Here is a 10419-nt window from a genome sequence, read left to right as displayed (position 1 = left end):
GCAATCATTTTCAGCACGTCCGCTTTAAAAGTTGCGTCGTATTTACGCCGTTTTAGGGGTTTGTTTTTAGGCTGCATGGTCTTGCAAGTTAAGCAAGTTCATTGTGCCGATTTATTGGACCATCTCAACCCTGCTTTTAACAAATGTGTCTTTGTCCACGCAATACGATTATCAAAAATTCGCTGTGTACCAGAAGGAAGTAATTCTTGCCTATCTAAATCCGTCAAATTGAAAGTTTTTGCCAAACTCTCTACAGCTTCTCTTGGAGTATGTTCTTGCCCGTCGGCAGCAAATTTAAGAAAGGGGAGCATAAGAGATTGAAAGTCAGGAACAGGCATGACTATGGTTAGATTTTGGTACAAACAAAAAATCGGATGACTATCCAGCCATCCGATTGTGAAAGCAAAAATCCTTAAAAAGTTAACTTACTTAATCTCGCCGACCATGTCTTCAGGCTTTACCCATTCGTTGAACTCGTCTTCGGTTAGATAGCCGAGTTTCAGGGCGGTTTCTTTCAGTGTCGAACCCGTTTTGTGGGCTGTCTGGGCGATTTCGGCGGCTTTGTAGTAGCCAATTTTGGTGTTGAGCGCTGTAACCAGCATCAGTGACGAATCGACGTGCTTTTTGATGTTCGCTTCGATTGGTTCGATCCCTTCAGCGCACTTATCGTTGAACGATACGCATACATCGCCAATCAATCGGGCGGAGTGCAGGAAGTTGTAGATCATAACTGGCTTGAACACATTCAGTTCGAAGTGGCCCATGGCCCCACCAAAGTTGATAGCGACATCGTTGCCCATGACCTGAGCGGCTACCATCGTCATGGCTTCACACTGCGTTGGGTTAACTTTACCCGGCATGATCGATGAACCAGGCTCATTATCAGGAATATGCAGTTCGCCGATACCCGCCCGAGGCCCCGACGACAGCATCCGAATATCGTTACCGATTTTCATCAGACTGGCCGCAACGGTTTTCAGAGCGCCGTGAGCTTCTACAATAGCATCGTGTGCCGCCAGGGCTTCGAACTTGTTTTCGGCCGTCACAAACGGAAGTCCAGTCAGGGCAGCAATGTGCTTCGCTACGTTTTCCGAATAGTTTGGGGGCGTATTAATCCCTGTACCAACGGCTGTTCCGCCCAAAGCCAGTTCGCTCAGGTGAGCCAGCGTGTTATTGATAGCCCGCAGTCCGTGATCCAGCTGCGACACATAGCCCGAGAACTCCTGCCCTACTGTCAACGGCGTAGCATCCATGAAGTGCGTACGGCCGATTTTAACGATGTGCATGAACTGCTTCGACTTTTCGGCCAGCGTATTACGCAGTTTGGTAATGCCTGGAATGGTTACGTCCAGCAGGATTTTATAGGCGGCAATGTGCATGGCCGTCGGGAAGGTATCGTTCGACGACTGCGACTTGTTGACATCATCGTTCGGATGCAGGAACTTCTTCTCATCGCTAAGCTGACCGCCATGCAATACGTGAGCGCGATACGCAACCACTTCATTGACATTCATGTTCGACTGCGTACCCGAACCGGTTTGCCACACGACCAGTGGGAACTGATCGTCCAGTTTGCCATCCAGAATTTCGTCGCAAACCTGTCCGATCAGGTCGCTTTTCTCCTGGGGTAGTACACCAGCGTCGAGGTTGGTCAAGGCAGCCGCTTTTTTGAGGTACGCAAATGCCCGAATAATCTCGCGCGGCATTTTATTAATATCCTGAGCGATTTTGAAGTTTTCAATCGAGCGCTGGGTTTGGGCGCCCCAATAGACATCGGCCGGTACCTGTACCTGGCCCATCGTGTCTTTTTCGATACGGTATTCCATAAATAAATGAGTGAATTAAGATTGAGTGATTGAGTGAATGTGTGAGGCCAATTCGCTCAATCACTCATTCACTAATTCACTCATTAGATTTGGTGCAAAGTTATGTTGCAGGAGAACAGCGTTGACATGAATCGAAATCTTTATCGAGATATTTCACCCGGTAAAGCCCTATTTTCCCCATTTTAACGTACAGCCTAACCTAAATACAGGATTATTTTTTGGGGAATGAATCCAACTTCTATAACAAATTAAGGCAACCGTAGTTTTACTTATAATTCACCTAATTTCAACGTTAAGAATCTATAATCATGGGCAATCTTCTGTATACCATAGCCGTCATTCTGATTATTATCTGGCTACTGGGCTTCTTAGGTTTTAACAGTTTTGGTTTGGGTGGCATCATTCACGTACTACTGGTAATCGCAGTCATCATGATTGTTCTCCGGCTTATTCAGGGCCGAAGCGTCTGAGATACCTATCGATTCTGGAGTTTGAATGTAACCATCTTCTAGTGGACGCATATAGGTAATGAAAAGCCTCTGCCCAATGCAGGGGCTTTTTTATTGTCAGGCGTTTACTGACGAATCAAACTAGCTTATCCAAAAAATACCAAATTGATTGGGCTTTCTGGAAAAATCTACAAACATTATGGGTTACTTTTTTGATTTTAAGGAATAAATGAAAAATCAATAATTTCAACTCATAGCAAACATGGCAAAATCTGCATTTTTTCTGCTCTCTATGCTGGCTTTAGCAACAGCCTGTTCTAGCACGAAAACCGAAACGACCGAATCGACAACAGCCGTATCGGATTCGACGTCTATGACTTCTGACTCAACAAGCATGTCGACTGATTCATCATCGACGATGTCGACCGACACGACCAAGAAAGATTCGATTAAGTAATTTATCGTATTGATATAGATAGCTCAGTAGTTGTCATTACTGACTATTCCTAAAACCTTCTGGCTTAGCAGCCTCTGCTAAACGCCGGAAGGTTTTTTTATTCCCATTCGATAAAATAACAGGACACGTACTATTTTCTATATTGAAACATACTCTAGTACTTATATATTTTTTATGAACTTTTCTATATTCACTAGTACATTACGGACTTTATTCATATGAAAGAATCAATTCTACCCAGCCCTCTTAAAAAGCCCAAAGCGACAGTCCTGATCATTGAAGATAATGCTGATGAATGGTTCATCATGCGATGGGCAATCCAGCAACGGTTTCCCGAAGTAGAAGCGATCTGGATACAGGAAGCCTCTCAGGCAATGATGTTTCTGGAAGCCTGTCTTCAGGATATCAACCATTTACCTAAACTGATTTTGCTGGACTTATATCTACCTCGTCGAGAGTACGGTTTTAACCTCCTGCAATTCATAAAATCGCACTACTTATACCGGGAAATTCCAGTGATTATGCTCAGCCAGTCGCAGGATACCGACGATATTAGTGAATCGTACTCACTTCGGAGTAATTCCTATATTGTCAAGCCAAGGGGATACGAAAATTGGCTATCCTGCATTGCCTCATTCCGACATTACTGGTGGGACGCTGTTACCTTGCCCAAGTTTACCTGATTTATTTATTACTCGTATAGACCCAAAAAGCCGTTTTGAGCAAGACGGCTTTTCTGATGTAAAAATGTGCTATCTGGTTTTCGTTAAACCACCAGATTTAAAGCCAATACACCTAACAGTCCCACAATCGACACGATCGTTTCCATCAACGACCAGGTTCGAATGGTTTGACCGATACTCAGGTTAAAATACTCTTTGAAGAGCCAGAAACCACCGTCGTTGATATGCGAAAACATCAGGCTACCCGAGCCGATGGCCAGTACCATCAGTTCGGGCTTAATGGGCTGTGATTGCAGCAAGGGCAGCACAATACCTACCGTTGTCAGACCAGCCACCGTAGCTGAGCCTACGCATACACGGATAAAAGCCGCAATGCCCCAGGCCAACAGCAGCGGAGGGATAGCCACATCGGCCAAAAGGCTACCGATGTACTTACTGGTACCGCTATCAGTAAAAACCTGTTTGAGGGCACCCGCTCCGGCAATCACCAGTAGTATCGGCGCAACCGCTTTGACGGCCTCTTCCAGGTCTTTGGTAATCGCTTTCATATTTTGCCCCTGACGAATTCCCAACGCATAAATGGCCGTCAGTACCGAAAGCAGCATCCCGATATACGGTTCTGCCAATAACGTCACGAGTGTTTTCAACACGGATTCGCCCACCATCGCATTTTTAAGTGGCCCGAAGGTGGTTAAGAGAACTACAGGCAACAGGGCAACTACAAAGCTGATGAATGTGCCGGGTAAGTTCTGGGTAGGCACCTCTTTGCGGTTAAATAACTCGTTGTTGGGCGTGGCCTTAATGTGCGTTAGTGTTTTCCCGAAAATAGGGCCAGCAATAATAATAGCAGGAATGGCGACAATGATACCATACAAGAGCGTCTGTCCCATATTGGCATTGAGTTGACCAGCCACGGCCGAAGGCGAAGGATGCGGGGGTAAATACCCATGGGCTACGGATAGGGCCGACAACATTGGTACAGCCACCGACATCAGCGGAAGTCGAGAGGACGCAGCAATGGTAAAAATCAGCGGTACAACGATGATGAAGCCCGCATTGTAAAACAGAGGAATACCGATTACAAAGCCTGCCAGTGCCAATCCCCAGCGAATGTTTTTGATCCCAAACCAACCGATCAGCACATCCGTTATTCGGCGGGCAGCCCCGCTTTCGGCCACTAATCGGCCCAGCATAGCCCCAAAGCCAATAATCAGGACCAACTCGCCCAGTGTTCCCCCAATACCCGTTTGAATGGATTTACCTACGGCCACGACCTCCATACCTGAAGCCAGGCCAATACCCAACGCTACGAGCACAAAGGAGATAAACGTATCTAAGCGAACAAAAGCAACTAAAAAAACAAGCGTCAGAATGCCGATTAATGTAAGAATCAGGGGCATAGATGAGGTCAGGTGGGTTTACGGCAACACATGCCGAGATGCAAGATGAATGCAAAGTACACAAAGCCAGTGAAGCGACCCTTGTGTTTAAAAAGAAAAAGCGTACTCAGCTAATTTTTCTACTTCATTCGCCAGCGAATTGGTCAGATCGAAAGGCACGACGTGCAACCGGGTCGTAGGGTCATAATCGAAGACGGGTAGTGGCTGATGAAACGTTTCGTTGGCCGGATAAATCAAAAACAGGTTGTCAGCTTCGTATTTTTTGCCATAAGCATACAGTTGATACAAATCGGTCTGTTCGATACCGTAATTGCCCATACGTTGTGATCGGGTCGGCTCAGCCGCATTGATCGATTTCCATTTCATATCCAGTACCAGTGTCCGGTCATTATGTCGGATAATCACATCGGGCCGAAGCTTAAATTTGGGCATACCAATGTGCTCATCGACCAGGTGAACCGAGGACTCCTGTATGCTTACACCATCGCCATCGGGCCAGTAGGTTCGTATGCCATGCGTTACGTAATCTTCAAATACCCGCTCCATCGGAAAAAGTAGAGCCAGGTTTGGGGTCGCTCCTGATTTTACGCCGTACCCTCTCCCTTGCGCCAATGCTTCGGCCCAGCGCAAAGCTCCTTCATACCGGCGAAACAACCGTCCCGACCGACGAACAATCCGAAAGTCATCGGCCAATGATTCCGAAACCGGCACTTCATCCAGTGCCCACACCAATTGCCCAATTCGGCGCAGAAGGCCCAGATTTTTTGTTTCACCAGCCAGGTACGTCAACATGGTTTTCAGAATCCGGTTGGCGGCTACATCGGCCGTCAGTTTATCATGTACAACAGCCAACCGCTCAGCATGCCAGGCGTTTTCCCGTTGCTGGCGAGTTGCCTGAATCTTGCCTTTCCAGTATCGCTCGTTGCTTTCTACCAGGACATAAGCATGCTGAATACCCTGCCGGATCAACGGTTCGACTGTATCCAGAAAAGCCATAATGAATACCTCCCATAACGGCAGCGAAATGGCACGGGTCTGGGCATCGGGCAGTGTATGCAAGAAGCTATGCCGTAGCTGCCGTAGCATGGTCAGCAGCCGCGCTCTGGCCTGATCGATGGAACCAATTTTCGGCAGAATTTCGAGCTGGGTCTGGGGCGTTACGGGCAATAGGCCAACATAATTACGAATCTGAATCAGTTCACGCCCTTTTTGTATCGAAAATGCCAGCAACCCTTCTGCATCCTCCTGCTCAAAGACGAACCGACGTAGCACCTGAAATACCTCGTCTGGCACTAACAGCCCATTTTTGGGTGGTTCGCCCCACTGCTCCGACGAGCCGATCAGACTGTTTTCAAGGACGGATATGGTTGTTGGCATTACTGTATGTCACGCGGGTGGAAACTCGCGATAGTTAGCTTATACGGCGGGTTTCCACCCGCATTACATCACCTTCCTTTCATAAAGTCGCTAACTGCCGACTTCAACAATCCTGAAAACGTGTTCAGACAAAACAAAACGCCCCGGTCGACTAATGCCTTGGCCTGATCGCCCGTAGCGGCTGTGGTACCCACAATCAGCCCGGCTTTTCGGATTCGGTCAACCACACCGGCAATGGTTCGTTTTACTTCATCATGACCAGGACCGTCGTGATACCCCATGCTCATGGCCAGATCGCGCGGGCCAATCACAAAACCGTCGATGCCGTCGACCTCAAGTAAATCGTCAAGATTATCGATGGCTTCTTTGTCTTCGATCTGAGGTAGCACCAGTAGTTGTTCGTTGGCAAATTCGATGTACTCGCCCTGGCTCATCGCTCCCATCAGATACTCGTTGGCCCGGACAATACCGAATCCTCGTGTGCCTGCGGGCGGGTACTTTACCGCTTTTACCAGGGCTTCGGCCTCGGCTACTGTTCGAACGCCCGGCATCATGATGCCCATAACACCCGCATCCAGAAATTGCAGAATCAATTTGGCATCATTGCTCCGAACACGGGCCAACGGCGTGATGCCACTGACTTCACAAGCGCGTACAATATCCTGCACATGGGCCGTCGTAACGGGGCTGTGTTCGCCATCGATCATATAAAAATCGAGCCCCGAAAAGCCACACAGTTCGGCAACGGTCGGGTCAGTACTATTCGCCAGAACACCCAGAACGGGTTGATTATTTTTAAGGCGGGTTTTTACTATATTTTGCTTCATATAAAGAGTGAAAGAGCGAATGAGTGAAAGAGCGAAAAATAGGTAGCTGAGTTTTCCACTCTTTCACTCATTCGCTCTTTCACTCTTTGACTTATTTTGCAAGATACGACCGAATCAGAAAAACATACTGGTTGCCAGCCGAAACGTATTGCAGTGCGCTTCGACAATATCGGCGATGCGGGGAGAATAGCCCCCTCCCATCGAAACGGCAATGGGCAGGTTGTTTCGTATAGCCTGTTCAAAAACGAATTGATCACGCTCCCGACAACCGTTTCGGCTGACGCCCAGCTTCCCCAGTCGGTCCGACGCTAAAATATCAACGCCCGATACATAAAACAGGAAATCGGGCCGTTCGCGATGAAGTAGTGCGGGTAAGGTATCGTATAGCGTATTTAGGTAAAGCTCGTCGGCCGTACCTGTCGGCAGCTCAATGTCCAGGTCCGACTGTTCTTTTTTGAGCGGATAATTGTCTTTGCCGTGCATACTAAACGTAAACACGCGGGGTTCGTGCTGAAACATGACGGCCGTACCGTTGCCCTGATGGACATCCAGATCGATCACCAGAATTTTCCGGGCCTGATTCGTTTCAAGCAGATAATGAGCAGCTACGCCAACATCATTCAGTAAACAAAACCCTTCGCCCCGATCGGGATAAGCATGGTGTGTTCCCCCGGCAATGTTAAGCGCTACGCCATCCGTTTTAGCGGCCTGGGTGCAATCGATGGTTCCCTGCGTAATGACCCATTCGCGTTCGACAAGTTCGCGGGTGAGTGGAAAGCCAATTCGGCGCATCATGGCGGCCGAAACGGTCAAGGTTTTCAGCGCCTGTACGTACTCGGGCGTATGAACGCCCAACACCCAACGGTCATCGACGGGAGCCGGACCGACAAAGTTGGCGTCGGTGCAGGTGCCTTCGTAAAGCAGTTGTTCATGAATCAACTCGTACTTCAGCATAGGAAATCGGTGGCCTTCGGGCAACCTCAGCCGATAGACCGGCGAAAAGGCAATATGCAGCATGCAAACGGATTTCGGATAATGAACTTAGGGCTCAGATTTTGATACCATAACCAGAAAAATCCGAAATCTGCACGCTCAAAACCGAAATCTTTTCTGTCCCGTTCGATAAGGATACGCCTTAAGTTAATGTTTCCTGCCCCTGTTCGGCTACCAATTTCACGGGTTTGTTCGTTGGAACTATTCATCCAACTACTTTATCCGGCTTGTATGAGAACAGCTATCATCACAGGAGGAGGCCAGGGAATTGGCCGTGTTACCACTCAATATTTACTCACTCACGGTTATCGGGTAGCCATCTGGGAAGCAGACACCGACGCGCTGGCCGAACTGCGCGAAGCCTTTAAAGCCTCAGCGGCACAAATCTTATTTATTTCCTGCGATGTATCGAGCGAAACGAACGTCCGCAAGGCTGCCGAACAGACGATAAATCATTTTGGCCAGATCGATGCCCTGATCAATAATGCCGCGATTGCTATCGAAAAGCCACTCGATAAATTCACGCTCGAGGAATGGAATCGGGTGATTGGGACGAACCTGACGGGTGCTTTTCTTTGTGCCAAACATCTTTCACCCTATCTGGCCCAGCAAAAAGGGAGTATCATCAATATGGCTTCTACCCGAGCCTTTCAGTCAGAACCCGATACGTTTGCCTATTCAGCCAGTAAGGGCGGTATCCTGGCGCTCACCCATTCGCTGGCCGTTAGCCTGGGTCCCGATATTCGCGTCAATGCCATCAGTCCTGGTTGGATCGATGTGTCGGCTCTTAAGAAAAAAGCCAAGGCTAAATCCGATGACCTTCGCCCGGAAGATCACAGTCAGCATCCGGCCGGTCGGGTTGGTCAGGCCGACGATATTGCCCGCATGATTCTCTTTCTGATTGCCCCGGAAAATAGCTTTATCACAGGCCAAAACTTTGTGGTTGACGGTGGTATGACCCGAAAGATGATTTACGTATAATTACGCTATGGGCAATTCGAAAACATCATCACCTTTGTTGAGTTAATAGAAAGTTAATATAGCAGCCGGGCCATGCTGGACGAACTGGCATGGCCCGGCTATCTAATCGGGTAATCTTCATCAACTATGAACATCGAACTCTCTACCTCTTCTGAGCGGTCACCGTTAGAAGTTCTCGACCTACAGGTTTCCGCTCAACGCACAACGGGCCCCTCGTTGCTGTCGTTACGCTTTTTATGTCGTAGCGGTCGCTTCACAGATCATCTGCATATTCCGACGTTGTCTTGGTTTGATGCCAGTCAGCTGGAGCGCTTTTCGCAGCAGTTGGCCGCAGCCGAATACCCCGATACTTGCCAGGTTGAGCTATTGGACGCAGGTGTACGCCTAACAGGTTCGGTCCGCCGGTTGGCTGGTGTCTGGACGACCGGCCGCACGGTTCGGATTGAAGCGCTTAAAACGTCAGCGAATCCGTTTTCGCCGTTTACGATCCATGCGTCTCACCGGGACGTGAAAAAATACGCAGGCAAGCTTTACCAGCAGTTATGGGAATTATTTACAAAAGGGTGAAGTCAATTCAATTAAATTGAACCACAAAGACGCAATTATGGAAAACGCCAATCAGGATGCTATGCTAAACAAGCCGTCGCAGGCATTCACCCCCGAGACAGAAGGCCCCGCCCAAACACCCGACGAAAGCATTATGCTCAATGAAGACTACAATCCGACGGATTTGGTCGGTAACGTCGATAGTGGTCCTGATGGAAAAGGGAAGCCTTCGGGTAGCCCGAATATGGAGGTTGACGAGGATTCATTTGGCAACGACGATTCTCTGGGCAACAACGATGGCACCGAACCGGACCCAAGCATGACCGACGAAATTCCTTCGTAGCAGGAGCTACTACATACAACAAACAAAAGACGCAATGGCTATTCAGTCATTGCGTCTTTTGTTTGTACTCTACCTTATGCAGTTGACGATCAGAATTTGCTATGTCAATTTCATGTACGGCGATTCGATCAACAGACCATAGTCCAACGATTTGACCTAAGCCCGAGTGTTGTAAAAAAACGGCTGTTTCTCACTAGAAAACATCAGGGACGATTTCAATGGTTACACTAAATCCCAGATAAGGTGCCTTTCAAGAAACCTCTGACAATAAAATAGTGACGTATAAATTCATCTTTCGTCTAATGCTCAGACAATTAGCGGCTTGTATAGACAAGGGAACATTCCCCCATTACATAGAGAGCGGCTTCTAGTAGCTCTCTGTTTTAGTGAAGTAAAATGCATACCAACCTCCGTCCGATTACCTTTTATGGCTACTGCCCGTTTGCATAGCATCAACAAGGATTAGTGAATGAATAGATTACTCATAGGGCTGGTAGTTGAGGGCAGTGGCATCTAAAGTGAACAGTGATTGCATTT

The 10419-nt window shown here is 48.1% G+C and carries 12 protein-coding genes; 6 read left to right on the top strand and 6 right to left on the bottom strand.

Features of this window, described 5'->3' with window-relative positions; all coding sequences use genetic code 11:
• Positions 1 to 98 precede the first annotated feature (98 nt).
• Positions 99 to 338: a winged helix-turn-helix domain-containing protein gene (locus ACYVFD_RS18760; protein WP_461091944.1), complete on the bottom strand. Its 240-nt coding sequence runs from the start codon at positions 336 to 338 to the stop codon at positions 99 to 101.
• An 87-nt stretch (positions 339 to 425) separates the two neighbouring features.
• Positions 426 to 1826 carry a class II fumarate hydratase gene (gene fumC / locus ACYVFD_RS18755; protein ID WP_461091943.1) on the bottom strand — a complete coding sequence of 467 codons (1401 nt, stop codon included), beginning with the start codon at positions 1824 to 1826 and terminating at the stop codon, positions 426 to 428.
• A 308-nt stretch (positions 1827 to 2134) separates the two neighbouring features.
• Between fumC and ACYVFD_RS18750 the strand changes: the two genes are divergently transcribed.
• The 3 genes from ACYVFD_RS18750 to ACYVFD_RS18740 all read left to right on the top strand — a co-directional run bounded on the left by ACYVFD_RS18750 (position 2135) and on the right by ACYVFD_RS18740 (position 3415).
• A complete protein-coding gene (locus tag ACYVFD_RS18750) occupies positions 2135 to 2296 on the top strand; it encodes a lmo0937 family membrane protein (RefSeq protein ID WP_148562429.1) in 162 nt (53 codons plus the stop codon).
• A gap of 241 nt (positions 2297 to 2537) precedes the next feature.
• Positions 2538 to 2732, top strand: a complete 195-nt coding sequence (locus ACYVFD_RS18745; RefSeq protein ID WP_293686894.1) for a hypothetical protein — start codon at positions 2538 to 2540, stop codon at positions 2730 to 2732.
• Between the two features lie 218 nt (positions 2733 to 2950).
• Positions 2951 to 3415, top strand: a complete 465-nt coding sequence (locus ACYVFD_RS18740) for a response regulator (RefSeq protein ID WP_461091942.1) — start codon at positions 2951 to 2953, stop codon at positions 3413 to 3415.
• Between the two features lie 83 nt (positions 3416 to 3498).
• Here the strand turns inward: ACYVFD_RS18740 and ACYVFD_RS18735 are convergent, their stop codons facing one another.
• The 4 genes from ACYVFD_RS18735 to ACYVFD_RS18720 all read right to left on the bottom strand — a co-directional run bounded on the left by ACYVFD_RS18735 (position 3499) and on the right by ACYVFD_RS18720 (position 8036).
• Complete coding sequence (locus ACYVFD_RS18735; protein ID WP_461091941.1) at positions 3499 to 4815, bottom strand: gluconate:H+ symporter; 1317 nt, start codon at positions 4813 to 4815, stop codon at positions 3499 to 3501.
• Positions 4816 to 4902: 87 nt separating this feature from the next.
• Positions 4903 to 6192 (bottom strand): McrC family protein, encoded by a 1290-nt coding sequence (locus tag ACYVFD_RS18730; protein ID WP_461091940.1) that lies wholly within the window; start codon positions 6190 to 6192, stop codon positions 4903 to 4905.
• A gap of 68 nt (positions 6193 to 6260) precedes the next feature.
• Complete coding sequence (locus tag ACYVFD_RS18725) at positions 6261 to 7019, bottom strand: HpcH/HpaI aldolase family protein (protein WP_461091939.1); 759 nt, start codon at positions 7017 to 7019, stop codon at positions 6261 to 6263.
• A 114-nt stretch (positions 7020 to 7133) separates the two neighbouring features.
• Positions 7134 to 8036 (bottom strand): histone deacetylase family protein, encoded by a 903-nt coding sequence (locus tag ACYVFD_RS18720; protein WP_461091938.1) that lies wholly within the window; start codon positions 8034 to 8036, stop codon positions 7134 to 7136.
• Positions 8037 to 8243: 207 nt separating this feature from the next.
• Between ACYVFD_RS18720 and ACYVFD_RS18715 the strand changes: the two genes are divergently transcribed.
• From ACYVFD_RS18715 to ACYVFD_RS18705, 3 genes are all read left to right on the top strand, one after another.
• Positions 8244 to 8993 (top strand): SDR family oxidoreductase, encoded by a 750-nt coding sequence (locus ACYVFD_RS18715; RefSeq protein WP_461091937.1) that lies wholly within the window; start codon positions 8244 to 8246, stop codon positions 8991 to 8993.
• Between the two features lie 126 nt (positions 8994 to 9119).
• Positions 9120 to 9560 carry a hypothetical protein gene (locus ACYVFD_RS18710; protein WP_461091936.1) on the top strand — a complete coding sequence of 147 codons (441 nt, stop codon included), beginning with the start codon at positions 9120 to 9122 and terminating at the stop codon, positions 9558 to 9560.
• A gap of 37 nt (positions 9561 to 9597) precedes the next feature.
• Positions 9598 to 9882: a hypothetical protein gene (locus ACYVFD_RS18705; RefSeq protein WP_461091935.1), complete on the top strand. Its 285-nt coding sequence runs from the start codon at positions 9598 to 9600 to the stop codon at positions 9880 to 9882.
• The last annotated feature ends 537 nt before the right edge of the window (positions 9883 to 10419 follow it).

This window comes from Spirosoma gilvum (assembly GCF_054776815.1).
This window is presented reverse-complemented; position numbering and strand designations above follow the sequence as displayed.

Excerpts from the sequence above, each read along its gene's own strand:
- ACYVFD_RS18745 (WP_293686894.1), top strand. The coding sequence starts at position 2,538 with ATGGCAAAATCTGCATTTTTTCTGCTCTCTATGCTGGCTTTAGCAACA.
- ACYVFD_RS18720 (WP_461091938.1), bottom strand. The coding sequence starts at position 8,036 with ATGCTGCATATTGCCTTTTCGCCGGTCTATCGGCTGAGGTTGCCCGAA.
- ACYVFD_RS18725 (WP_461091939.1), bottom strand. The coding sequence starts at position 7,019 with ATGAAGCAAAATATAGTAAAAACCCGCCTTAAAAATAATCAACCCGTT.
- ACYVFD_RS18760 (WP_461091944.1), bottom strand. The coding sequence starts at position 338 with ATGCCTGTTCCTGACTTTCAATCTCTTATGCTCCCCTTTCTTAAATTT.
- fumC (WP_461091943.1), bottom strand. The coding sequence starts at position 1,826 with ATGGAATACCGTATCGAAAAAGACACGATGGGCCAGGTACAGGTACCG.
- ACYVFD_RS18715 (WP_461091937.1), top strand. The coding sequence starts at position 8,244 with ATGAGAACAGCTATCATCACAGGAGGAGGCCAGGGAATTGGCCGTGTT.
- ACYVFD_RS18740 (WP_461091942.1), top strand. The coding sequence starts at position 2,951 with ATGAAAGAATCAATTCTACCCAGCCCTCTTAAAAAGCCCAAAGCGACA.
- ACYVFD_RS18705 (WP_461091935.1), top strand. The coding sequence starts at position 9,598 with ATGGAAAACGCCAATCAGGATGCTATGCTAAACAAGCCGTCGCAGGCA.
- ACYVFD_RS18750 (WP_148562429.1), top strand. The coding sequence starts at position 2,135 with ATGGGCAATCTTCTGTATACCATAGCCGTCATTCTGATTATTATCTGG.
- ACYVFD_RS18710 (WP_461091936.1), top strand. The coding sequence starts at position 9,120 with ATGAACATCGAACTCTCTACCTCTTCTGAGCGGTCACCGTTAGAAGTT.
- ACYVFD_RS18730 (WP_461091940.1), bottom strand. The coding sequence starts at position 6,192 with ATGCCAACAACCATATCCGTCCTTGAAAACAGTCTGATCGGCTCGTCG.
- ACYVFD_RS18735 (WP_461091941.1), bottom strand. The coding sequence starts at position 4,815 with ATGCCCCTGATTCTTACATTAATCGGCATTCTGACGCTTGTTTTTTTA.